Origin of the sequence: Micromonospora sp. A3M-1-15 (assembly GCF_024213425.1) — a bacterium.
Taxonomy (GTDB): domain Bacteria; phylum Actinomycetota; class Actinomycetes; order Mycobacteriales; family Micromonosporaceae; genus Micromonospora; species Micromonospora chersina.
Window position 1 is genome coordinate 976,228 of the sequence record NZ_JANAVK010000003.1, and the last position, 21,756, is coordinate 997,983.

24 protein-coding genes are annotated in these 21,756 nt (G+C 74.8%); 7 read left to right on the forward strand and 17 right to left on the reverse strand.

The features are described from left to right. Position 1: 1 nt before the first annotated feature. Positions 2–1,138 (reverse strand): CaiB/BaiF CoA-transferase family protein, encoded by a 1,137-nt coding sequence (locus tag NLX85_RS19730; protein WP_254337196.1) that lies wholly within the window; start codon positions 1,136–1,138, stop codon positions 2–4. 223 nt (positions 1,139–1,361) lie between these two features. Here NLX85_RS19730 and NLX85_RS19735 point away from each other — a divergent pair, with 223 nt between their 5' ends. Beyond that, the gene (locus NLX85_RS19735) at positions 1,362–2,771 is read left to right on the forward strand and encodes an acyl-CoA synthetase (protein ID WP_254337198.1); all 1,410 of its coding nucleotides are present in this window, start codon (positions 1,362–1,364) and stop codon (positions 2,769–2,771) included. A gap of 34 nt (positions 2,772–2,805) precedes the next feature. Here NLX85_RS19735 and NLX85_RS19740 read toward each other — a convergent pair whose 3' ends face one another. The 5 genes from NLX85_RS19740 to NLX85_RS19760 all read right to left on the reverse strand — a co-directional run bounded on the left by NLX85_RS19740 (position 2,806) and on the right by NLX85_RS19760 (position 6,445). Beyond that, on the reverse strand, positions 2,806–3,261 hold the full coding sequence (locus tag NLX85_RS19740) for a DUF6069 family protein (RefSeq protein ID WP_254337200.1): 456 nt from the start codon (positions 3,259–3,261) through the stop codon (positions 2,806–2,808). A 55-nt stretch (positions 3,262–3,316) separates the two neighbouring features. Further along, positions 3,317–4,318 (reverse strand): RNA polymerase subunit sigma-70, encoded by a 1,002-nt coding sequence (locus NLX85_RS19745; RefSeq protein ID WP_374628121.1) that lies wholly within the window; start codon positions 4,316–4,318, stop codon positions 3,317–3,319. A gap of 175 nt (positions 4,319–4,493) precedes the next feature. Then, positions 4,494–5,312, reverse strand: coding sequence for a hypothetical protein (locus tag NLX85_RS19750; protein ID WP_254337204.1), 819 nt, complete (start codon positions 5,310–5,312; stop codon positions 4,494–4,496). A gap of 13 nt (positions 5,313–5,325) precedes the next feature. Then, on the reverse strand, positions 5,326–5,823 hold the full coding sequence (locus NLX85_RS19755; RefSeq protein WP_254337206.1) for a YcxB family protein: 498 nt from the start codon (positions 5,821–5,823) through the stop codon (positions 5,326–5,328). An 85-nt stretch (positions 5,824–5,908) separates the two neighbouring features. Continuing rightward, the gene (locus NLX85_RS19760; RefSeq protein WP_254337208.1) at positions 5,909–6,445 is read right to left on the reverse strand and encodes a DinB family protein; all 537 of its coding nucleotides are present in this window, start codon (positions 6,443–6,445) and stop codon (positions 5,909–5,911) included. A 104-nt stretch (positions 6,446–6,549) separates the two neighbouring features. Between NLX85_RS19760 and coaD the strand changes: the two genes are divergently transcribed. Both coaD and NLX85_RS19770 read left to right on the forward strand, forming a co-directional pair. After that, positions 6,550–7,005: a pantetheine-phosphate adenylyltransferase gene (gene coaD, locus NLX85_RS19765; RefSeq protein WP_254337210.1), complete on the forward strand. Its 456-nt coding sequence runs from the start codon at positions 6,550–6,552 to the stop codon at positions 7,003–7,005. A gap of 237 nt (positions 7,006–7,242) precedes the next feature. Then, positions 7,243–7,980 (forward strand): zf-HC2 domain-containing protein, encoded by a 738-nt coding sequence (locus tag NLX85_RS19770; RefSeq protein ID WP_254337212.1) that lies wholly within the window; start codon positions 7,243–7,245, stop codon positions 7,978–7,980. A 38-nt stretch (positions 7,981–8,018) separates the two neighbouring features. Here NLX85_RS19770 and NLX85_RS19775 read toward each other — a convergent pair whose 3' ends face one another. Both NLX85_RS19775 and NLX85_RS19780 read right to left on the reverse strand, forming a co-directional pair. Beyond that, the gene (locus tag NLX85_RS19775; RefSeq protein WP_254337214.1) at positions 8,019–8,594 is read right to left on the reverse strand and encodes a sigma-70 family RNA polymerase sigma factor; all 576 of its coding nucleotides are present in this window, start codon (positions 8,592–8,594) and stop codon (positions 8,019–8,021) included. Positions 8,595–8,748: 154 nt separating this feature from the next. Further along, a complete protein-coding gene (locus tag NLX85_RS19780) occupies positions 8,749–9,222 on the reverse strand; it encodes a molybdenum cofactor biosysynthesis protein (RefSeq protein WP_254337216.1) in 474 nt (157 codons plus the stop codon). A gap of 90 nt (positions 9,223–9,312) precedes the next feature. Between NLX85_RS19780 and NLX85_RS19785 the strand changes: the two genes are divergently transcribed. After that, positions 9,313–10,512: a hypothetical protein gene (locus tag NLX85_RS19785; protein WP_254337218.1), complete on the forward strand. Its 1,200-nt coding sequence runs from the start codon at positions 9,313–9,315 to the stop codon at positions 10,510–10,512. 19 nt (positions 10,513–10,531) lie between these two features. Here NLX85_RS19785 and NLX85_RS33285 read toward each other — a convergent pair whose 3' ends face one another. The 5 genes from NLX85_RS33285 to NLX85_RS19815 form a co-directional block, all read right to left on the reverse strand. Further along, the gene (locus NLX85_RS33285; protein ID WP_308210763.1) at positions 10,532–11,623 is read right to left on the reverse strand and encodes an NYN domain-containing protein; all 1,092 of its coding nucleotides are present in this window, start codon (positions 11,621–11,623) and stop codon (positions 10,532–10,534) included. A gap of 35 nt (positions 11,624–11,658) precedes the next feature. Next, on the reverse strand, positions 11,659–11,886 hold the full coding sequence (locus NLX85_RS19800) for a hypothetical protein (RefSeq protein WP_254337220.1): 228 nt from the start codon (positions 11,884–11,886) through the stop codon (positions 11,659–11,661). 83 nt (positions 11,887–11,969) lie between these two features. Further along, positions 11,970–12,527 (reverse strand): dihydrofolate reductase family protein, encoded by a 558-nt coding sequence (locus NLX85_RS19805; protein WP_254337222.1) that lies wholly within the window; start codon positions 12,525–12,527, stop codon positions 11,970–11,972. A gap of 55 nt (positions 12,528–12,582) precedes the next feature. Then, positions 12,583–13,530, reverse strand: coding sequence for a sigma-70 family RNA polymerase sigma factor (locus NLX85_RS19810; protein ID WP_254337512.1), 948 nt, complete (start codon positions 13,528–13,530; stop codon positions 12,583–12,585). Positions 13,531–13,574: 44 nt separating this feature from the next. Next, positions 13,575–13,988: a nuclear transport factor 2 family protein gene (locus NLX85_RS19815; protein WP_254337224.1), complete on the reverse strand. Its 414-nt coding sequence runs from the start codon at positions 13,986–13,988 to the stop codon at positions 13,575–13,577. Between the two features lie 107 nt (positions 13,989–14,095). Here NLX85_RS19815 and NLX85_RS19820 point away from each other — a divergent pair, with 107 nt between their 5' ends. Further along, positions 14,096–14,611, forward strand: a complete 516-nt coding sequence (locus NLX85_RS19820; RefSeq protein ID WP_254337225.1) for a DinB family protein — start codon at positions 14,096–14,098, stop codon at positions 14,609–14,611. An 83-nt stretch (positions 14,612–14,694) separates the two neighbouring features. Here NLX85_RS19820 and NLX85_RS19825 read toward each other — a convergent pair whose 3' ends face one another. Continuing rightward, positions 14,695–16,281, reverse strand: a complete 1,587-nt coding sequence (locus tag NLX85_RS19825; RefSeq protein ID WP_254337227.1) for a DHA2 family efflux MFS transporter permease subunit — start codon at positions 16,279–16,281, stop codon at positions 14,695–14,697. A gap of 163 nt (positions 16,282–16,444) precedes the next feature. Next, on the reverse strand, positions 16,445–17,377 hold the full coding sequence (locus NLX85_RS19830; protein WP_254337229.1) for an AraC family transcriptional regulator: 933 nt from the start codon (positions 17,375–17,377) through the stop codon (positions 16,445–16,447). Between the two features lie 82 nt (positions 17,378–17,459). Here NLX85_RS19830 and NLX85_RS19835 point away from each other — a divergent pair, with 82 nt between their 5' ends. Then, entirely contained in the window at positions 17,460–17,960 is a 501-nt protein-coding gene (locus tag NLX85_RS19835) for a DUF1772 domain-containing protein (RefSeq protein WP_254337231.1), read from the forward strand. 13 nt (positions 17,961–17,973) lie between these two features. On the opposite strand, the gene NLX85_RS19840 is transcribed toward NLX85_RS19835, so the two are convergent. Beyond that, positions 17,974–18,537: a DUF305 domain-containing protein gene (locus tag NLX85_RS19840; protein WP_254337233.1), complete on the reverse strand. Its 564-nt coding sequence runs from the start codon at positions 18,535–18,537 to the stop codon at positions 17,974–17,976. Positions 18,538–18,608: 71 nt separating this feature from the next. Next, positions 18,609–19,352, reverse strand: a complete 744-nt coding sequence (locus NLX85_RS19845; RefSeq protein WP_254337235.1) for a lytic polysaccharide monooxygenase — start codon at positions 19,350–19,352, stop codon at positions 18,609–18,611. Positions 19,353–19,599: 247 nt separating this feature from the next. On the opposite strand from NLX85_RS19845, the gene NLX85_RS19850 reads away from it, so the two are divergent. Then, positions 19,600–21,675: a cellulose binding domain-containing protein gene (locus NLX85_RS19850; RefSeq protein WP_254337237.1), complete on the forward strand. Its 2,076-nt coding sequence runs from the start codon at positions 19,600–19,602 to the stop codon at positions 21,673–21,675. Positions 21,676–21,756 lie beyond the last annotated feature (81 nt).

Sequence of the window (21,756 nt, forward strand, 5' to 3'; positions counted from 1 at the left end):
CTCACTCGGCCAGCCAGGCGCGCAGTTCCGCGCCGTGCTCGTCCAGCCCGGGCGGCGGCAGGTCGTAGCGGGGCGGGGTGGCCGACAGGCCGATCGGGTGGCGCACCCCCGGCACGCCGTCGACGGTGGCCACCGGGTCCAGCCCGAGCCCGTCGGCCAGGGCCAGCCCGTCGGCGACCGTGTTGATGGGGCTGCACGGCACGCCCGCCGCGCGCAGCTCGCCGAACCACTCGGCGCTGGTCCGGCCGGCCAGGGCGGCCACCAGCAGCGGCCGCAGCGCGTCGCGGTGCGCCGTGCGGTCCTGGTTGCGCCGGAACCGCGGGTCGTCGGGCAGGGCGGGCAGGCCGAGGACCTGGCACAGCGTCCGGAACTGGCCGTCGTTGCCGGCGATCACCACCAGCTCGCCGTCGGCGGTGGGCAGCGGCTCGTACGGCACGATGCTCGGGTGGGCGTTGCCCATCCGGTGCGGCACCACTCCCCCGGCAACGTGGGCGCTGGCGTGGTTGACCAGCCCGGACAGGGCCGAGGAGAGCAGGTCCACCTCGACGTGCTGCCCGACGCCGGTGGCCGCCCGGTGGTGCAGCGCGGCCAGGATCCCGACCGCCGCGTGCAGCCCGGCGATCACGTCGAAGACCGCCACCCCCGCCTTGTACGGCGGGCCGTCGGCCTCCCCGGTCAGGCTCATCAGCCCGGACGCCGCCTGCACCATGAGGTCGTACCCGGGCAGGTCCGCGCCGCCGCCCGCGCCGAACCCGCTGATTGACGCGTACACCAGCCGCGGGTTGGCGGCGGTGACCGTGTCGTGGTCGAGGCCGAAGCGGCGCAGCGCGCCGGGCCGGAAGTTCTGGATCATGACGTCGGCCCGGGCGGCAAGCCGGCGGGCCAGCACCGCGTCCCCGGGATCGGCGAGGTCGAGGACCAGAGAGCGCTTGTTGCGGTTGACGCCGAGATAGTAGGTCGAGACCCCGTCGCGGACCGGGGGCTGCCAGGTCCGCGTGTCGTCGCCCCCCGGCGCCTCCACCTTCACCACGTCGGCGCCCAGGTCGGCCAGGAGCATGGTCGCGTACGGCCCGGCCAGGATCCGGGAGAAGTCCGCGACGAGGACGCCGCGCAGCGGCCCGGACGAACCCTCCCCCACGGGCGCTCCCCTCCCTCTCGGGCGCGTACCACGGCGGCCCGGACCGGCCAACGATGGCACACCGGCCGCCGCCCGGCATCGGCACATCACCCGGCAGGGTGGCCCGCTCGGGGCGCCCCCGCTACGGTCAGGTCGTCCGGCACCGGCGCCGGGCCGCCACGACCGTACCGGGGGGGGCGGGGCGGTGGCGCGCCGCCGACGCGACCGGAGAGGGGCCCGCACCGTGCCGCTGCTGAGCTGGCTGTCCGAGTCCACCGACGAGCGCCCGGAGGCGGTCCGCGTCGACGACCGGTCGGTGTCCTGGGTGGAGCTGCGCCGGACGGCCGCAGCCGTCGCCGACGAGCTGCGCGGTGTCCGGCGGGTGGCCGTGCCGGCCGCCCCGAGCCTGGAGACGGTGGTCGCCGTCGTGGGCGGGCTGCTGGCCGGCGCCGCCGTCGTCCCGGTGCCGCCGGACGCCGGGCCGGTCGAACGCGACCACATCCTGCGCGACTCGGGCGCCGAGGTGCTGCTGGTGCCCGCCGGCGCCGGGTCCGTCGGTTCACCCGCCACTCCCCCGGCCGTGCCGGTCGACCTGACCCGGCGGTCGGACACCCGGCACCCCGAGCCCGACCCGGCGGCCACCGCGCTGATCCTCTACACCAGCGGCACCACGGGCGCCCCGAAGGGCGCCGTGCTGTCCCGTCGCGCCGTCGCCGCCTGCCTGGACGGGCTCGCCGACGCCTGGGCGTGGACGCCCGACGACCGGCTCGTGCACGGGCTGCCGCTGTTCCACGTGCACGGGCTGGTGCTCGGCGTGCTCGGCCCGCTGCGCCTCGGCAGCCGGCTGCACCACGTCGGCCGGCCCCGCCCCGAGCGGTACGCGGCGGCCGCCGGCTCGCTCTACTTCGGCGTACCCACGATCTGGTCGCGGATCGCCGCGGACCCGGACGCCGCGCGGGCGCTGCGTGGGGCGCGGCTGCTGGTCTCCGGCAGCGCCGCGCTGCCCGAGCCGGTCTTCGCGGCGCTCGCCGACCTGGCCGGCCACCGGGTCGTCGAGCGGTACGGCATGACCGAGACCCTGATCACCGTGAGCGCCCGGGCGGACGGACCCCGGCGGCCCGGCACGGTGGGCCTGCCGCTGCCCGGGGTGCGCACCCGGGTGGTGGACGAGCAGGGCGGCCCGCTGCCCGCCGACGGGGCGGCCATGGGCGAGCTGCAGGTGGGCGGCGACACCCTCTTCGACGGCTACCTGCACCGGCCGGACGCCGACGCGGCCAGCCGGACGGCGGACGGCTGGTTCCGCACCGGCGACGTGGCGACGGTCGGGCCGGACGGCTGGCACCGGATCGTCGGCCGGGCCGCCACCGACCTGATCAAGAGCGGCGGCTACCGGATCGGGGCCGGCGAGGTGGAGGACGCGTTGCTCGGCCATCCCGGGGTCCGCGAGGCGGCCGTGGTCGGCACGCCGCATCCGGACCTGGGGCAGCAGGTGACCGCGTACGTGGTCGGCGACGGGCTGCGGGAGGCCGAGCTGATCGACTTCGTGGCCCGGCAGCTCTCGGTGCACAAGCGGCCCCGGCAGGTCCGGCTGGTCGACGCCCTGCCCCGCAACGCCATGGGCAAGGTGCAGAAGAAGCTGCTGACCGAGGAGTGACGCGGCGGGCCGCGGCGTGAGGTTCGGCGGGTCGTCAAGCGGTGTGGGTGCGGAGGCTTCGCGTCAGGGTGGGGATCATCACCGCCGCGGCGACGAGGTGCAGCCCGAGGAGGGTGCCGGTGGTGGCGGTGTCCGCCCCGGCGACGACGGGCGGGACCAACGAGATCGCGGTCAGCGACAGCGCCGTCCACACGAACCGCTGTGCGGGGCGGGCGCTCCAGCGAAGCAGGGCGGCGGCGATGACGACGCCCACGACCGAGAAGAAGCCGGTCACCACGGCGAACCCGGGCAGCGGGATCGTCTCGCCACCATCGGGGACCTCGAAGTCGACCCCGACGGCCTGGGCGAGCGCAGCGGCGAGGGTGGTGGCCACCATCGCGGCGAGCGTGGCGATGAGGCCGGTGACGGCGAGCCGGCGGAAGCGGTGGGTGCGGCTGGTCCGGCCCGATGCCCGGACCGCGACGACCCCGGTGTCATCCGTGCTGTTCATGTCGTTCCTCCATCGTCGCTGATCGGCGTACGGGGCGAGAGCGTCCACACCCGGACTACTCCGTGCCGTCCGCCGGCAGCCGCTCCGGCAGCCCGAGCCGCGGGAACTGGTCGTCGTGGAAGATGACGATCTCGGTGATCGCCCCGCCGGTGATCCGCAGGACGTCGATCGTCAGCGGCAGGTACGCGCCCTCCCGCTCCCGCCAGTGGTAGAAGGCGACGGCGGGCTGCCGGTTCACGGAGGTGGGGACGGCGCGCAGACCCGTCATGCCCTCGAAGCCGTCGTCGACCCAGTCCTTCACCACCGCGTCGCGGCCGACGTGCAGGCCCGGCGTGGGCGGCATCGAGCACCGGACGTCGTCGCGGAGCATCGAGGCGAGCGCCGGGATGTCCGTGGCGACGCTGGCCTCGGTGAAGCGGCGCACCAGCTCGCGGGTCGCGGCGTCCTCGTCGCCGCCGGTCCAGTCCTGCCGCTCAACGGGCAGGTGCTCCCGCATGCCGGCGCGGGCCCGCTGCAACGCGCTGTTCACGGAGTTGACGGAGTCCCCGAGGAGCTCCGCGACGTCCTTCGCCGGCCAGCCGAGCACGTCCCGCAGGATCAGCGCGGCCCGCGGGCGCGGCGCGAGGTGCTGGACCGCGACCACGTACGCCAGCTCGATGGTCTCGCGGGCGACGGCGAGGGTCTCCGGCGCGTCCGCGTCGCCCGCGGGCAGCTCGTCGAGCAGCCGGCCCGGGTAGGGCTGCAGCCACCGCACCTCGCCGCCGGTCGCCGGTTCCGGGCGGCACCTGGCGAGCAGGTCCAGGCAGGCGTTGGTGGCGATCCGGTACAGCCAGGCCCGGAACGTCGACCGCCCCTGGAAGGTCTCCCGCCGCCGCCAGGCGCGCAGGAACGTCTCCTGCACGGTGTCCTCGGCGTCCTCGAACGACCCGAGCATCCGGTAGCAGTGCACGTGCAGCTCCCGCCGGTGCCGCTCCACCAGCCCGGCGAACGCCGGCTCGTCGACCTCGCCCAGTCCGCTCACTCCCCGCTCCTCCAGCCGCGCGTCCGCACCCATCACGTCATCCTTCCGCCTCGTCATGTCCCGTCCCACGTATGACGGGTGCGGGCGCGACAACTCATCACCAGGGTCGGTCGGCATGGCTCATCCGGTGCCGGGTCCGGTGGCGGAGCACGGCGCGCGGTACGGCGAGGAGGGCGCGGGTCCGCCGGCGTGGGCGGGCCTGCGACCCGTCTCAGCCGCCCAGGCCGAGCTGGGGATACAGGGCGTCGGGGGCGACGACGGCTCCCTGCGGCCGCACGACGTCGACAGGCGTGCCGAAGTCGCTGTAGCGCAGGGTCGCGTTCGGCATGCCGCTGGCGGCGGGGATCGAGAAGCTGACCAGTCGGCCATCGGCATCCAGCGTGGCGCTGAAGGCGTTGCTCCGGGCGCCGTCGGGAAAGCCGTCCGGGCCGGGACGGAAGTTGATCCCGTTGCCGGCGCCGACCCGGGTCAGGTCGATCGTCCCCGTGATGTGCAGGCCGTCCGCCCGTGCGGTGACGATCGCGTCGATGAGGCGCGCCGAGCCCCCGGGATCGTTCCTGCCCGGGGCGAAGCTCATGGCGAAGTCCGAGGGCACCCGGGCCGGGTCGAGCTTCATCCATTCGCGGCCGACACCCGGGAGGTCCAGATCGGTCCTCAGGTAGACCTCGTTGTCGATCATCCGGGTTTCGATGACCCGGCCGGAGGCCGAAATCGTGGCGTCGGCGCGCTTGTTGACGTTGTCGGCGTGCGCCACCGTCATGACCTGGCTCGCGATGTCGGCGTCGACGCGGAAGCTCGTCTGCTCGATGAACGCCGTGCCTGACCTCAGCAACCCGGTCGCCCGGGCCGTCGTGGCGGCGTCAGCGCCGACGGTCGGCGCCGGGTCGGGTTCGTCTCCCGTCCGCGCGCCAGCCGCCCAACCCAGCAGGAGCAGGGTCACTGCGGAAATCGCGGCCACGGCGGCTCGACGCGTCACAACCGCAGCGTAGGCGGCTCCCGCAAGCCCACGCGGATCCTTCAGCGCCGCCATCCGGCACATCGGTTCACCGAGGCTGGAGCAGGCCACGTTCGGCCATGAAGGCGCGCAGCGTCTCGGCGTCCTCGGCGGACATCAGGTGGCGTGGGATCACGGTCGCCGGCATCCGGCCGACGTACAGGATCCAGAAGTCCGGGGTGTCCTTCACCTGGGCGACCCCGTCCCAGGCGATGCCGCCGGACTCCGAGCCGCTGCGCATCATGATGTTGTCGTCGGTGATGTCGTAGGCGCCCTCGACGGCGTAGCCACCAGAGCGCCGCCGGGCGCGCCACCGCACCCAGGGTGCGTACAGCATCGACAGCAGCCCGGCCACGACCAGCGCCACGGACAGCGGCACGATCCGGTCGCCCCGCGCGAACGCCCGTGAGACGCCGAGACCGAGCACCCCGACCGCCGCCAGCACCGCGCCGATGTAGCCGTACCTGCGCAGGCGGACACTGCTGAGCGCCGCGGCCACGCGGCCGGGGTAGGCGGGATCGGCGGGTACGTCGAAACGGATGTGCACGTCAGAACGATAGTGCCCCTGCCCGGTCGCGGGCAGCGCCTGGCTCACCCCGCCGGCGTCAACGAGTAGCGCACGGACGTCCCGCTCATGCCCCTGGCGACGGACGGCCGTTGACGAGCTGCTCTCGGAGAATGTCCGCGTGCCCGCAGTGCTGGGCCAGCTCGCGCAGCACGTGGAGGTACACCCACCGCAGCGGAAGCGGGCCCCGCCGGTGCCCGTGGAGGATGTCGTCCAGACCCAGGGAGGACGTCGCACGGCGTGATGCGTCGCAGGCTTCACGGTGCGCGTGCCGGACGGTGGCGATCGTGTCGTCGTCATCGACGACGAACGACTCCTCCGACGTCGCGGGGATGCCGATCGCCGCGCGCGACCGGCCCGTGACCGCCTCGTCGAACCACACCTTCTCGACGAAGGTCGCGTGCTTCACCAGGCCCAGCAGCGTGGTCCGGGAGGCCACCAGCGATCGGCGCGCCTGTTCCTCGGTCAGCCCGTCCAGGCAGCCGTCGAGCGCGCCGCGGTGCTCGTCGAGGAACGCCTCGAACTGGGCCTTGGCCGGCTGCGCGACGACCTCGTCGGCGAAGGTGGGCGGGAAGGAAGGCATGGGCGAAGCATCCCAGATCATCGCCGTTCGAGTGCGGGGCCCGGACTCGGTCGGCAGATGTGGGCTGGGAGGATCGTGGCCATGTGGTGGGAGGCGCGGTGACGGCGAGGTCGGACCGTGGAGTGGTGCCGGTACGCGGTTCGTTGGCGGTCTATCCCGGTACGTTCGATCCGTTCACCCCGGGGCACCGCGATCTGGTGGCCCGTGCCCGGGTGATGTTCGACCAGATCATCGTGTTGCTGGCGGTGAACGCCGACAAGCGACCCACGGCCGAGGCCGCGACCAGGGCGGTACACGTGCGCGACGCCATGCCGGCAGCCTGGGGCAATGTCGAGGTGGACACCTGGACCGGCCTGACCGCCGCCTACTGCCTGCGCCGCGGCGCCACGGTCATCGTCCGCGGCCTACGTACGGCCGCGGACCTTCACCACGAGTACCAGCTCGCTGCGATGAACGAGAAACTCGGCATTCAGACCGTCTGGTTGCCGTCCCGTCCGCAGCTGGCCGCCACGTCGTCCACGGTCGCACGCGCATACCGCTCGGCACGGTCGGCCCGCCCGTCCCTGAACGCGGAAGAGTGACCGCCGGGGGTAGCGGAACGGTGACAACGCCTCAGGGTGCGAGGTGGCCGGGCGGCACCTGGCCGACACCGACCCGGACCGGCTCGCCGCGCTGGGTGGGCGGCGCGCGAACGCGGCCTCCCGGCGCCCCCATGCTGGCCCACCAGAGCGACGCCCACCTGGACTTCTTCGGGCTCTGACCGGCGGATCGACCCGGGCCGCGGGAACCAGGCGGGCCGTGCGGACGACTACCTGTACATGGCGTGTGAGCAGTGGCGGGAGATCCTGTCGGCGCAGCTGGACGGGGAGGCGTCCCGGTCGGAGAGCGAGGCGGCCGACGCGCACCTGGCGGGCTGCGCCGGCTGCCGGGGCTGGTTCGAGGCGGCCGCCGGGGTGACCCGGCGGGCCCGTACGCAGCTCGCCCCGCAGGTGCCCGACCTCGTCGACGCGGTGCTCGCCGCCGCGCCGCCGCCCCGGCCCGGGTGGCGGGAGCGGCTGGCGCTCGGGCTGCGCGGGGTGCTCGGGCTGCTCGGCGCGGTGCAGCTCGTGCTCGGCCTGGCCGAGGTCGGCCGCGAGACCGTGATCGACCACGGGCACGCCACCGGCCAGCACCTGTGGCACGAGTCGGCCGCGTGGAACGTGGCGGTGGGCGCCGGATTCCTCTACGTGGCGCTGCGGCGCTCCGCCCCGGCCGGGCTGCTGCCGATGCTCAGCGCGTTCGTCGCCACCCTGGTGCTGCTGTCGGTGAACGACCTGATCACCGGGCAGGTGGCGGTGCAGCGACTGGTCAGCCACGGCTTCCTGCTGGTCGGCTGGGTGGTGATGGTGCTGCTCGCCCGGCCCCGGTGGCGCCCCGGTGGCACGCCGCCCCGGCAGGGCCGCCCGGCCGGGTCGCGCTGGTCGCTGCGCACGGAGGAGCCACCGGAGCCGGCCCCGCTGCGCCTGCTGCCGCCCACGCCGTACGCCGCGCAGGCCCGTCACCGCCGGGCCGCCTGACGAGCGGCTCCGGCCACCGGCCGGACAGGGGACCGTCGTCAGACCACGCGGCCGCCCCTGGCCGGCCGGGCGTCGCCCTGCCAGGCGGCGACCAGGTCCTCGCGGGCCCGGGCCACCCGGGAGCGGATGGTGCCGACCGGGCAGCCGCACACCTGGGCCGCCTCGGCGTAGGAGAGGCCGACCACCTGGGTGGCGACGAACGCCTCCCGCCGTTCGGGGGCGAGCCCGGCGATGAGCCCGCGCAGGGTGACCGCGTCGTCCCCGCCGGGGGTGACCGCCCCGGCCGCCTCGGCCGCGGCCTGCCAGTCGGACAGGGCGGCCACCCGGGGGCGCGCCGTGGCGGCCCGGACGTGGTCCACGGCGACGCGGCGGGCGATGGTGAAGATCCAGGTGCGTGCCGCGGACCGGCCGGCGAAACCGGGCAGGCCGCGCAGCGCGCGCAGGAACGTCTCCTGGGTCAGGTCGTCGGCCTCCGCGGGGCCGGCCAGGTGCGCGAGGAAGCGCCACACCGGGCCCTGGAGGGCCCGGACGAACGCGGCGGCGGCCTGCTGGTCGCCCCGGCCGGCCCGGTGCGCCCACCGGGTCACCTGCTCGTCGTCGGCCTCGGGGCTCATCCGCGACCGGCCCGCCGGTCCACCGTCGTCATGATCGACGGTACGGGCGCGGGCCTCGCTCGGTTCATCCCTGGCGTCCTCCCTGCCACCTCGCCGCCGACCGGACGGTCGCATGTTGGTCGGCCGGAGGGGCCGGAAAGTTCCCCGGGCCCGCTCAGGAGCTGACGGTGACCTCGACGGGCCCGACCCGCAGCACGCCGTCGGTGAGCGGGGCGCAGCGCACACCGCCCCGGCCGCGCAGCGCCTTCCAGGTGCCGGGCGCGATGGTGACGTCCAGCCAGGCGCAGGGCGGGGCGGCCCGGTGCACCCGCAGGCTGACCGGTCCGTCGCCGGAGTCCAGGGTGAGCACCCGGCCGACCATCTCGTCCACGGCGATGCCGCTGGTCAGCACGTTGCGCCGGACCTGGGTGAGATCGGCGCCGGCGGGCAGCGACTCCTGCGCGATCAGGGTCACGCTCGCCTCGCGGTGCGCCGGCCGGCCGAAGTAGCGGTCGCCGACGATGCCCAGCCCGGCCCGGATCCGGACCTGCTCCACCAGTTCGCCGGGCGGCGCCGGGGCCGGGCCGTCCGCCGGCCGGCCCACGTAGCGGTGCACCGGCGAGGCGAGCAACTGGACGATCTCGGGCATGCGCCGATTGTAGGCACGGACGTACCGCCACCAACCCGGACGATAGCCGCCCTCACGTGTCCACGCTGGGTGGAGGGCGTTGTACCGGGTGTGACGGCGAGACGGTCCACCCCGGTCGGGCGTCACCCCGAGCTGGGACGGCAGATTGCATGGGCGCGGCGCGAGAACGAACGCCGGCGGCGCGCGTACGAGGCGGCGGCGCGGGACTGGCGCCGCCGCGACCAGCACCTGGAACGGCTACGGATCGAGGCGACCGGGTTCCACGGGTGCGCCCTGCCCGGCACGGAGCTGCCGGTGCGGCTCGACGACGGCGAGGTGGTCTACCGGATCCTGCCGGTCGCGGAGCTGGTCGAGGCGGAGGCCCGGCATCTGCCCGGGCTCCCCGCGCCCGGCTCGGCGCTCAGCGCGGAGTTGCTCGACCCCGCCGGCGGCCCGCTCCCGGCCGGGCTGCGGGTGGTCGACACCGGCGCCGCCGTGGTGACCGACCGGCGGATCGCCTTCGCCGGGCGTGCCGGCCGGCGCGAGTGGGCCCACGCTGACCTGCTCGGGCCGGGGAACCACCCCGACGCGCCGGTCACCCTGCTGCACACCGGGGGCGGCGGGCGCCCGGCCGGGCTGCGGGTGCCGGTGAGCGCGGCGGCGAACTTCCGCTTCTACCTCACCCTGGCGTACGCCGCCGCCACGGGGACCCGTGACGGCGTCGTGGCGCGGCTCGACGCGCTGCTGGCCGCCCACCGCGCGGCCCGGCCTCGGCCGGGCCGGCCGCTCGGGGTCGAGGACGCCCCGGCGGTACGGCGGCGGCCGGAGCGCCTGGCCGCGGCCGGGGTCGTGGCCGTCGCGGTGCTCCTCGGCGTGTCGGCCGCGGGCACCTGGCCCGCGACAGCTGGGCCGGCGCACCGGGCGGCCGCGACGGGCAGCCCGGCCGGCGCACCGGACGGCGACCTCACGCCGGATCCGTTCCCCGCCCCGGCGGGCGGGCGCGACGGCGGGTCGGCCCCGTCGCCGGCCGGCGGACCCACCCCGCTTCCCCGCCCGGCCAGCGGGCGACCAACCGTGACGGACACCCCGACCGGGGTCGGCACGGCGCAGGTCGTACTCCCGGCGCCGTCCGGCGCCGCGACGCCCGCACCGGCGGCGCCGTCGACGACCCCGCCGGCGGTGAGCCCCACCGGGAGCCCGTCCCCCACGGTGAGTCCGACCGGAAGCCCCACCGGGACGACGACCGGCTCGCCGTCCCCGACGGGCGCCTGCCGGGCGCCGGTGGACCCGCCGCAGTGCCGCCGCAGCTGAGCCGGGGCCGGCTCGATCGTCAGGCGGTCTGCGGGGTGAGCAGGTAGTCCTCGGCCTCCGCGCTCCACCGCAGCTCCACCGCGCCGCTCGTGGCGGCCGCCTTGCAGAACTGGAGGAAGCTGCGGTAGCCGAGCTTCTTCTCGCTGAAGTCGGGCCGCGCCCGGCGGAGCTGGTCCTTCAGCCCGGACAGCGCCGCCGCGCCGCCCTCGCCGGCCAGGTCCACCACGACGGACCGCAGCAGCGCGAAGGCCACCTCCCGGTCGCCCCGCTCGGGCAGCGACACCTCCGGGTCGCCCTTGGCGGGCCCGGCGGCCAGCTCGATGACGTTGTGCCCGGCCAGGTGACGCAGCAGCTCCCCGAAGGTGCGGAAGCCGTAGTCGGACTCGCTGAACGTCGGGTCCTTGCGGAGCAGCGTGCGCTTCAGGCCGGAGGCGGTGACCTCGCCGCTGGAGCTGCCCTGCATGCCGGCCACGGTCTGGGCCACCAGCACGGCGAGCGTGTCGACGTCCCGCGCCGGCTCCTCGGCCGCCGGGGCGATCTCGACGGGCGGCTCGGCCGGTCGCTCGGCCGGCGGCGGCGCCCCGGTCCCCGCCGGTCGGGCCGCGCGGCCCCGGCGGCCGGCCGCCGGAGGCACCTCGACCCCTTCCAGGCGGTCGTAGAAAAGAAACTCGTCGCAGGCCGGCGGGAGCAGCGCCGAGGTGGAGTTCTCCACGCCGACTCCGATGACGCGCTTGTTCAGTTCCCGGAGCTTGTGCACCAGCGGGGTGAAGTCGCTGTCCCCGGTGCCGATCACGAACGTGGAGATGTACTCCCGCTCGAACGCCAGCTCCACGGCGTCGACGGCCATCTTGATGTCCGCGGCGTTCTTCCGCGAGGCGCCCATCCGCTGGGGGATCTCGATGAGCTCGACGTGCGACCGGGTGAGCATCCGCCGGTCCTCGTCGAAGTAGGACCAGTCGGCGTACGCCCGGCGCACCACCACCCGGCCGCGCTCGGCGAGGGCGTCGGCGATGGGACGGAGGTCGAACGCCCGGCCGCCGTGATGGTCCCGTACTCCCAGCGCCAGGTTCTCGTAGTCGAGGAACAGCGCGATCCGGTCTTCCTGATCCACCCGGCCAGCCTAGCCGGGTCCCCGGCGCGGCCCGCTCACCGCCGCGTCCGGTCCCGGTAGAGGGTGTCGCGGCGGGCCGCGTACTGGATGGCGTAGCTGGCGACCAGCAGCAGCAGGGCCAGCACGACCTCCACGCCGGCGACCGTGCCGTTGGCGACGGTGAGGGCGAGCAGCAGCAGGATCAGGCCGACCACGGCGAGCAGGCCGGCCAGGAGCAGGCGGTTGCGCCGCGCCCTCGACCGGTCCTGACCGCCAGCAGCCACCGCTCCGCCTCTCACCCGGCTCCCCCGGCCAGCCTAGGCGCTACCCGGGGGCGTCCTCCCGCAGTTCGTCGAAGGCGACGGCGTCAGCGCGCCGGCCGCCCGTACCGCGCGAGGACGGCGGCGCCCGCCTGCTCCGCCGACCGGCACTCCAGGTACGCGGGCGGACCGCCGGCGGGAAAGAGCCGCCGGCCGGTGCGGAGGATCGTGGGGAAGGTCAGCAGGCGGTACTCGTCGACCAGGTCCTCGGCCATCAGCGTGTGGACGACGCTCAGGCTGCCGGTCACGATGACATCGCGTCGCTCGCGCCGGACCGCGTCGAGGAGGTCGCCGTCGACGACCCGGGAGTTCGCCCACGCCGAGACGTCGGTCAGCGTGCGGGTGGCGACCAGCTTGGGCACCGCGTTCATCCGCCGCGAGAACGGGTCGTCGCGTCCCGGCCAGAGCCGGGAGAACAGCTCCCAGGTGGTACGCCCCAGCAGCATGACCCCGTCGTAGAGCAGGGCGCCGAGGCGGAACTTGTCCCCCGCGACGGTCGCCGGGCCGTGCCGGAAGGCCCAGCCGCCGGTGGGCGTGCCCCCGGACCCGTCCGGGTCGGACACGATCCCGTCGAGGGTGACGAACTGGATGACGATGACGCTCACGATGCTGTCCCTTCGGTAGGTGCTCACCGGTACGTACCGGCGGCACCGCCCGGACTCATCGCGCCGGCGGGAGATCGTCGGAGGAGATCTGCGGGGGCAGGTCGAAGGCCGCGAACACGCCCGGATCGGCGAACACGACGTTGTGCGCGACCCGGTCGCCGGTGACCGTGAGAACCTGCAGCGTGTGCAGCCGGTGCGGCCCGCCGGGCTGCGGCGCGTACGCGGCCAGCGCCGGTTGCCCGTTGGCGCTCAGGGGCGCCATCCGCCAGCCCGTCCCGCGCATCCCGAACACCCGGTCCAGGAACAGGCCGTAGTCGCGGCTGCCGCGATACCAGAGCGGCACCGGCGGCATCTCCAGGACCGCCTGGTCGGTGAGCAGCCGCACGAGCGCGGGGACGTCCGCCGCCTCGAAGGCCCGCACGTACCGCTGGATCACGGCACGCACCCGCGGATCGTCCGGCTCGGTGACCGCGCCAGCGTCACCCACGTCCGCGAGTGCGACGCGGGCGCGTTGCAGCGCGCTGTTGACCGCCGCCACCGTGGTGTCGAGCTGCGCGGCGACCTCGGCGGCGCTGAACTCCAGCACCTCCCGCAGCAGGAGCACGGCCCGCTGGCGGGCGGGCAGCGCCTGCATGGCCGCCACCAGCGCGAGCCGCAGGTCGGTGCGCAGGTCCGGGTCGATCCGGGCGTCGGGAAAGGGCTGTAGCCACGGGATGTCCAGCGCCGGGGCGAGGGGCGCGCCCGGGTCGGCGCTCGGCGCGCCCAGCCCGGACGGCAGCGGTCGTCGCGCCCGCCCCTCCAGCGCGGTCAGGCACGCGTTCGTGGCGATCCGGTAGAGCCAGGTCCGCACCGACGCGCGCGTCGGGTCGTACCGGTCGCGGGCCCGCCACGCGCGCAGCATCGTCTCCTGGACCAGATCCTCGGCCTCGTGGAACGAGCCCAGCATCCGGTAGCAGTACGCCAGCAGCTCACCCCGGTGAGGCTCGAAGTCCACGGCGCCCATCCTGGCGTACGCGGCGGCCGCATCCCGGCCCCGGGCGCCCACCGTCAGGCCGGCACGTCCTGCCACAGCTCGTTGAAGGCGATGCTGTCGAAGAAGGCGGTCCCCTCGACCACCTTGCCGTCGCGCATCCTGAGGAACCAGGCGACCGTGTCGGTGTACGTCGTGCCGATCGTCGTGGTGCCCGCGCCGTTCCAGGCCACGACCACGGTGTCCGTGGTCGGGTCGTCGTGGATGCCCCGGATCAGCACGGGCCGGAACGGGTCCTCCGCGGTGAAGCGCGCCTCGAACGGCGTGAGCACCTCCTCGACGAACTGCCGGGCGGGCTGGTACAGGCCGGCCGCAACAGACCGGCCGATGATCTCCCACCGCAGGTCGTCGGCGAAGATCTCGGTGATGCTGCCGGTGCCGGCGTTCCAGGCGGCGAAGGCGTCCGCGACGATCTCCCGGTTGGCGGTCATCGGCGGCTCCCCCGTCTCCCGGCGGCGCCCCCGCCGCCCCTCCGCTCATCCTGCGCCGGGACGTCCGCGGGCGGCGGCGGATCCGCCGCACCGCCTACCCTGAGCGCGTGGATCGGTGTGACGAGTGCCTGTTCGTCTATTCCGCGCTCGGCAGCGGCGAGCTGCCGCAGCGCCTGCGCGACGTGGTCGGGCGCTATCCGGCCGCCCTGCGCGGGGTGCCGGACCCGCGCCGGCGACCGGCCCCGGAGGTGTGGTCGCCGCTGGAGTACTCCTGCCACGTCCGGGACGTGTTCCGCGTCCAGGGTGAGCGGCTGGCGCTGGCGTTGCGGGTGGACGAGCCGGAGTTCCACCCGATGGGCCGCGACGAGCTGGTGATCAGCGAACACTACAACGCGCAGGACCCGGAGGTGGTGCTCGCCGACCTGGGCACGGCCGCCGACGCGTTCGCGACCCGCTTCGCCGCGCTCGGTGACGTGGAGCTGGACCGCACCGGCGTCTACCCGTGGCCGCGGCGGGAGGTGCGGACGCTGCGCTGGCTCGGCCGGCACACGGTCCACGAGGCCGAGCACCACCTGCTCGACATCCGCCGTGCCGGCGGGGCCGGAATGGCCGGCGGGGCCTGACGCCGGTCGGCGTCAGGCCCCGCGACGGCGAGCCTGCCCGGATCGGGCCGCCGGGACGGTGCCCCGGCGGACCGACCCGCCGGTCAGTGGATCGGGACCGGGGTGGGACGCTGACCCTCCCCCGCCTCGCCGTCGAGCAGGTGCGACGGCTCGCGCCGGCGCGGCAGGAGCGCGGCCGGGATGAACGTGAGCAGCACCAGTCCGAAGCCGACCCAGAAGGTGGTCGCGAAGGAGCTGGCCGCGAAGTCGAGCCCGCGCTCGATCAGCGACGGCGGCACCGGGAACTGCTGGAGCAGCTCCGGTCGCAGCTGCGACGTGATGGCCAGGCTGGCCTCGGTGACCGGCTTCCCGCTCGGGTCGGTCGCGCCGGGGATCACCTCGGAGCCGTTCAGCCGGCTGGTGAGGATCACCGACATCACCGCGGCGCCGACCGAGCCGCCGATCTGCTGGAGGATGTTGACAAGCGTGGAGCCGCGGGCCACCTCGGCGGCGTGCAGCGTCTTCAGCGCCGAGGTCATGATCGGCATCATGGTGCCGCCCATGCCGAGGCCCATCACGAACAGCGAGCCGCAGAGCAGCCAGTAGGACGTGTGCGGGTCGACCTGGGTGAAGGTGAAGAAGCCGGCGGCGATGAGCACCAGCGCGAACGGCACCGTCCGGCCGACCGGCACCTTGTCGGCCAGCATGCCGGCGATCGGCATGGTCAGCATCGCGCCGAGACCCTGCGGCGCCATGAGCAGGCCGGCGGTGAGCGTCGACTCGCCGCGGATCTGCAGGAAGTAGCTCGGGAACAGCAGGCCCGCGCCCATGAACGCGATGATGAAGACGAACAGGGTCACCGCGGCGATGGTCAGGTTGCGGTTGCGGAACAGCCGCAGGTCGAGCAGCGGGTGCCGGGGCCGGAACGAGTAGAACACGAAGGCCACCACGAGCACGGCGCCGACCAGCATGGGCAGCCAGACGCTGTTGTCGCGGATGGTGCCGGCCTCCGGCAACGAGGAGACGCCGTAGAGGAAGAGCGCCAGGCCGGGCGAGAGCATCAGCATGCCGAGGAAGTCGAACGACTCCGAGGGCTCCGGGTTGTCCTTCGGCAGCGCGAGCTGGGCGTAGATCAGCGCGACGACGCCGATCGGCAGGTTGATCAGGAAGATCCAGTGCCAGCTGGCGGTGTCGATGAGCCAGCCGCCGAGGATCGGGCCACCGATCGGGCCGAGCAGCATCGGGATGCCGAGGACGGCCATGAGCCGGCCGATCCGGTGCGGGCCGGCCGCCCGGGTCATGATCGTCATGCCGAGCGGCATGAGCATGCCACCGCCGAGGCCCTGGACCACGCGCCAGGCGATCAGCTCACCGATCGAGTCGGCGGTGGCGCACAGCCCGGAGCCGATGGTGAACAGCGCCAGCGCCACCATGTAGAGGCGCTTGGTGCCGAACCGGTCGGCGGCCCACCCGCTGAGCGGGATCACCGTGGCCAGCGCGAGCGTGTAGCCGGTCATCGTCCACGCCACCCGGGCGTACGAGGCGTCGAACTCGTTCTGGAACGTCGGCAGCGCCACGCTGACGACCGTCACGTCGAGGATCGACATGATCGCACCGAGCACGACGACGCCGGCCACCTTGAGTACCGCGGCGTCGAGCTTGTTCGATGTCGCGACAGGTTGCTGGGTCACAAACAGTCTCCTGGTTCAGGTCCGGTCGGGGCCGCTGGCGGCGCCGCGCGCCCCTGCGGGCGCGGGGTGATGTGCGGTGGGGCGGCGTCCGGCAGGAAGCGTAGTCACGGGCTGCGACATCGCGCGGCCGGTTTACCGGGATCAACGGCGACCCGGGTCGGCCTCAGGCCGCGGCGCGGTGGTCGCTCGGGTTGACGCCGCGGACCCGTTTGAAGGCCGCGCTGAGCGCGAAAGCGCTGCTGTAGCCCACCCTGCGGGCCACCGCGGCGAGGGTCAGCTCGGTGTCGCGCAGCAGGTCGGCGGCGAGCGCGAGGCGCCAACTCGTGACGAAGGTCATGGGCGGCTCGCCGACCAGTTCGGTGAACCGGCGGGCGAACGCGGCCCGGGAGGCGCCGGTGGCGGTGGCCAGGCCGGCCACCGTCCAGGCCCGGGCCGGATCGTGCTGCACCAGCCGGACCGCGTGGCCGACCACCGGGTCGGCGTAGGCCCGGTACCAGCCGGGCGGCTGCGCGCCGGGTCGGGCCAGCCAGGTGCGCAGCACCCCGATGACGAGCAGGTCGAGCAGCCGGTCCAGCACCGCCTCCTGCCCGGGTCCGTCCAGGTCCAGCTCGGCGGCGAGCAGCGCGACGACCGGCAGCTCGCCGCCGGCGGCGCTCAGCACCACGAGGGGCGGCAGGGCCGCGAGCAGGCCGGCGCCCACCGCGCCGCTGCTGGCGTAGGTGCCGGTGAGCAGGGCGGTCGCGCCGTCCGGCCGGGTGCCCCAGGTACGCAGGCCCAGCGCCATGGTCTCGGTCAGCTCCTGCCCGCCGAGGGTGTTGCAGCGCTGCCCGGGATGGATCACCACCTGCGGTGGGGTGTCCGGGTGGTCGGCAACCGTGTACGGGTCGGGCCCGCGCAGCACGGCCACGTCCCCGGGCTCCAGCAGCGCGGGCGCGCCGCCGTCGGGCGCCACCCACGCGCTGCCCCGGACCACCGTGGTCACGCTCAGCGGGGCGGCGTCGCGGACCCGGATCGACCAGGGCGGGTCCATCACGGTGCGGAGCAGGAAGGCGTCCCGGGCGCGCAGCCCGCGGAGCACGTCGGCGAGGACGTCCACCCGGCGAGCGTAGACGCTCGCGTATGGTTTCGGGCGTTCCAGCCATGGAGCGTCCAGCCGGGCCCGGGGTCCAATGGGTGCCATGATCGCATCGAACGTCCGGGCCGGCGTGCTACTGCTGGCCACGGTGACCACGGGGTTGACGGCGGGGCTCTTCGCGGCCTTCGCGTACGCGGTGATGCCGGGCCTGGGCCGGGTGGACGACCGGGCGTTCGTCGCCGGCATGCGGTCGATCAACCAGGCCATCCTCAACGGCTGGTTCGCGCTCTGCTTCGGCGGCGCGCTGGTCTGCACCCTCGCGGTGGTCCTGCTGCACCTGCCCGCCGGCGAGCGCGGGCCGCTGCCCTGGCTGATCGCCGCCCTGACGCTCTACGTGCTGGTGCTCGCGGTGACCGCGGCGGTGAACGTGCCGCTCAACGACCGGCTCGAGGCGGGCGCCGCCCGGCTGGCCGACCCGGCGGAGCTGCGCGCGGCGTTCGAGAGTGCCTGGGTGCGCTGGAACGTGGTCCGGGCGGTGCTGAACACGGCGGCGCTCGGCTGCCTCGGCTGGGCGCTGCTGGTGGCCCGGTCGCTGCCCGGGTGACCGCCGCCCCGCCTCACCCGGCGGGCAGTTTCGCCAGCAACGCGACCTCGGCGGTCCGCGACCGTTCGATCCGGCCGGCGAGGTCGCGTACCCGGGCGCTGGTGCCGGCCTGGACCTGGGCGCGGGCCAGGTCCGCCGCGGTCCGCTGGTGCGCGGCGAGCACGTCGGCCAGCACCCGGTCGACCTGGTCGGCAGGGGCGGCCCGCAGCCGGGCCAGCCCGGCGGCGGCGTCGCTGTGTCCGGAGTGGTCGTGCCGCTCGGCCGCCGCCACCGCGGACGGGCCGGCCTCGCGCAGCCAGCCGCGCATGGTCGCCAGTTCGTCGGTCTCGGTGGCCCGGACCGCGGCGATCAGCGTGCGGAGCCCCGGGTCGGTGCCGCGGTCGAGCCCGACCTGGACGAGTTCCAGGGTCTGCTCGGTGTGCGCGACCATCATGGCCAGGAAGAGCGCGTCGATGCCGCTGGTCGCGGTCTCGACGGCCGGCCCGGGACGGGTGGCGGCGGTCGGCGCCGGCTGGCCGGCGCACCCGGCCGCGGCGAGCAACGCGGCCAGCAGGACGGCGGTGAGCGCGCGGCGCATGCCGGTTCTCCGATCGGGGTGCGGCAGGTGTCGGGTGCGGCGCACGCGGAGCGTGGCCGCACCCGTCGGAGTCAGATCTGGAGCCACAGCGCCGGCACGTTCGGCGGTTCCCAGCCGGCGATCGCGGTGTGCGCCTGGCGGCACCGGTAGGTCAGGCCGTTGTAGGTGACCGTGTCCCCCACCTGGTAGGTGCGCCCGGCGGTCCAGGTGCCGCTCGGGGCCGGCGAGCTGCTCGCGGTTGGCGTGGGCGCCGGGGTCGTCGGGGCCGGGGTGGGTGTGGGAGACGGTGTGGGGTTGCCGCCACCCCCGCCGATCTGGAGGTCGACGCAGGAGTAGAAGGCGTTCGCCGTGTCGGCGATGTTCCAGACGGCGAGCAGCTTCTGCCGGCCGGAGAAGCCGCCCAGGTTGAAGGTGTGCGACACGGTGGCGTCGGGCTGGCGGCCACCGCCGTCGACGACCGCGACCCGGGTGTTGCCGATCCAGTATTCCCAGTTGGACGTGGCGTGCCGGGCCGTGTTGACCCAGGTGAACGTCACCGAGCTGCCGACCGAGGTGGCCGGCCAGCCGCGGCTGTCGTCGTTGAGCACGGCGAACTGGGCGATGCCGGCGTTGCAGCTCTTCAGGCCCTTGGGGCCCTCGACGCTCTGCGGCTCGTACTTGATCTGGCCGCAGTCGGGCACCCGGTTCTGCGCGCAGAGCGCCTGGCGGCTGGGGGGCGAGGAGACGTAGCCGTGGGCCTGGGCGGGGCCGGCGACCGCCAGGGTGGCGGTGACGGCACCCGTGGTGAGCAGCGGCAGGGTGATTCTTCGACGCATGTCGGCAACTCCTTCGGGGGTGGTGGGAGATGCCAACGAACATAAATTAAACCTTGTTAACAGTAAAGACTCTTGTCTATAAATTAAGCCGCGTACCCGGGCCTCTCCTTGAGCGCGTCCGGGGCGGCATGGGATTCTGGTGCGTCGATGGCTCGCGCGGGGCCGATCGTCGCTCTCCGGGCACCCGGACACCTCTCCGGGAGGGCGACGCGGACAGACGATCGCCCGACCCCTGAAGGAACCCCGCATGAGCAGAATCCCTTCCACAGCGCGCCGGCTCACCGCGTACGCGGCCGTCCTGCTACTCGCCGCCGCGGCGCCGGCCGCCGTCGACCCGCCCGCCGCCGGCGCGGCGGCCGACCCGGTGGCGGTGACCGTGAACGCCCGCGCCGGGCTGGCCGCCGTGCCGGACACCGCGCTCGGCGTCAACCACGCCATCTGGGACCAGCACCTGGGCAGCACCGAGACCTCGGACCTGCTCCGCGCGGCCGGCGTGAAGATGCTGCGCTACCCCGGCGGCTCCTACGCCGACATCTACCACTGGCGTACCCACACCGCGCCCGGCGGCTACGTCGCCCCGAACACCGACTTCGACACCTTCATGGCGGCGGCCCGGAGGGTCGGCGCCCAGCCGATGATCATCGCCAACTACGGCACCGGCACCCCGGCCGAGGCCGCCGAGTGGGTGCGGTACGCCAACGTCACCAAGGGCTACGGCGCGAAGTGGTGGACGGTCGGCAACGAGAACTACGGCAACGGCCACTACGGCTCGGCCTGGGAGGCCGACGACCACCCGGACAAGAGCGCCACCCAGTACGCCCGCCTGGTCGTCGAGTACGCCGACGCCATGAAGGCGGTCGACCCGAGCATCAAGGTCGGCGCGGTGCTGACCATGCCGGCGAACTGGCCGGACGGGCTGACCGCCGGCGCCGACCCCGGGCCCTGGAACCAGACGGTGCTCTCCCTCGCCGGCCCGAAGATCGACTTCGTGGACGTGCACTGGTACCCGGGCGGCACCGCCGCCGAGTCCCTGGCCCGCACCGCCCACCTCCCCGACGCCGCCTGGCTGCTGCGCCAGCAGATCGCCCGCCACGCCGGCCCGGACTCCGGCCGGATCGGAATCAGCTTCACCGAGCTGAACGTCGGCGCCGGCCAGAACACCCAGCCGGGCGCGCTGTTCCTGGCCGACGCCTACAGCGGGTTGCTGGAGCAGGGCGTCTTCACCGTGCAGTGGTGGAACGTGCACAACGGCATCGGCACGGTCTCGGAGGTCGCCGGGCAGACCGACTACGGCGACTTCGGGATGCTCTCCAGCGGCGGGTGTACGGCCGACGGGTCGGTCTGCGAGCCGCCGTTCAACACGCCGTTCGCGCCGTACCACGGGCTGTCCATGATGAACCTCTTCGCCCGGGCGGGTGACCAGCTCGTCCGCGCCGGCACCGACCAGCCCCTGGTCACCGCGCACGCGGCCCGTCGGCCCGACGGCAGCCTGGCGGTCCTGCTGCTGAACAAGGACCCGGACACCGCCCACCCGGTGTCGATCGACTACGCCGGCTTCACCCCGGCGGACGAGGCGCCGACCGTGCACACGCTGGCCAACGGCGCGAGCGGGGTGGCCACCGGCCGCTCCGGCAGCGCCACCGCCCGGACGCTGCCGCCGTACTCGCTGACCACGCTCGTGCTGCGCCCCGCCGGCGCGGCCGACGGCCGGCCCGGGGCGCCCGGCCGGCCCGCCGCGGGCGCGGTGACCGACCGGACGGCCACCCTCTCCTGGCCGCCGGCCGCGCCGGGCGGCGCGCCGATCGCCAAGTACGAGGTGTACCGGCAGCAGGGCGCGGTCAGCGAGCAGCTCGGCGAGACGGCGGGCACCTCGCTGACGGTCGGCAACCTCGAACCGGGCACCCGGTACACGGTGAACGTGCTCGCCCGGGACACCGCGGGCCGGGTCTCCTGGTCCTCCCCGCCGCTCACCTTCGCCACCGGCAGCCCGGCGGCCAGCACCTGCGCGGTCCGCTTCCGCACGGACACCGACTGGGGCAACGGGTACGTGGCGACCGTCGAGGTCGCGAACACCGGACCGGGCGCGCTCGACGGCTGGACGCTCACCTGGACGTGGCCCACCGGCTGGCAGCAGGTGAGCAGCGGCTGGAGCGCCAACTGGTCGCAGGTGGGCACCGAGGTCAGGGTGACCAGCACCCCCGACAACCGCCGGCTCGCCGCCGGCGGCGGCAGCACCAGCGCCGGCTTCGTCGGCGCGTACAGCGGGCCGAACGTGCTGCCCGGCGCGTTCCGGCTCAACGGCACCGTGTGCACCACGCGGTGAGCCGGGCGGCGGTCACCCCCGACGCGGTGGCCTGACCCGGGCGTCGGTCGCCGACGGGGTCCGCGGGCCCCGTCGGCGGGC

Coding starts and splice junctions, on each gene's coding strand:
- NLX85_RS19740 (WP_254337200.1), bottom strand. CDS start 3,261: ATGAACAGCACGGATGACACCGGGGTCGTCGCGGTCCGGGCATCGGGC.
- NLX85_RS19775 (WP_254337214.1), bottom strand. CDS start 8,594: ATGAGCCCCGAGGCCGACGACGAGCAGGTGACCCGGTGGGCGCACCGG.
- NLX85_RS19850 (WP_254337237.1), top strand. CDS start 19,600: ATGAGCAGAATCCCTTCCACAGCGCGCCGGCTCACCGCGTACGCGGCC.
- NLX85_RS19770 (WP_254337212.1), top strand. CDS start 7,243: ATGGCGTGTGAGCAGTGGCGGGAGATCCTGTCGGCGCAGCTGGACGGG.
- NLX85_RS19815 (WP_254337224.1), bottom strand. CDS start 13,988: ATGACCGCCAACCGGGAGATCGTCGCGGACGCCTTCGCCGCCTGGAAC.
- NLX85_RS19810 (WP_254337512.1), bottom strand. CDS start 13,530: ATGGGCGCCGTGGACTTCGAGCCTCACCGGGGTGAGCTGCTGGCGTAC.
- NLX85_RS19750 (WP_254337204.1), bottom strand. CDS start 5,312: ATGGCGGCGCTGAAGGATCCGCGTGGGCTTGCGGGAGCCGCCTACGCT.
- NLX85_RS19780 (WP_254337216.1), bottom strand. CDS start 9,222: ATGCCCGAGATCGTCCAGTTGCTCGCCTCGCCGGTGCACCGCTACGTG.
- NLX85_RS19845 (WP_254337235.1), bottom strand. CDS start 19,352: ATGCGTCGAAGAATCACCCTGCCGCTGCTCACCACGGGTGCCGTCACC.
- NLX85_RS19840 (WP_254337233.1), bottom strand. CDS start 18,537: ATGCGCCGCGCGCTCACCGCCGTCCTGCTGGCCGCGTTGCTCGCCGCG.
- NLX85_RS19835 (WP_254337231.1), top strand. CDS start 17,460: ATGATCGCATCGAACGTCCGGGCCGGCGTGCTACTGCTGGCCACGGTG.
- NLX85_RS19760 (WP_254337208.1), bottom strand. CDS start 6,445: ATGATCTGGGATGCTTCGCCCATGCCTTCCTTCCCGCCCACCTTCGCC.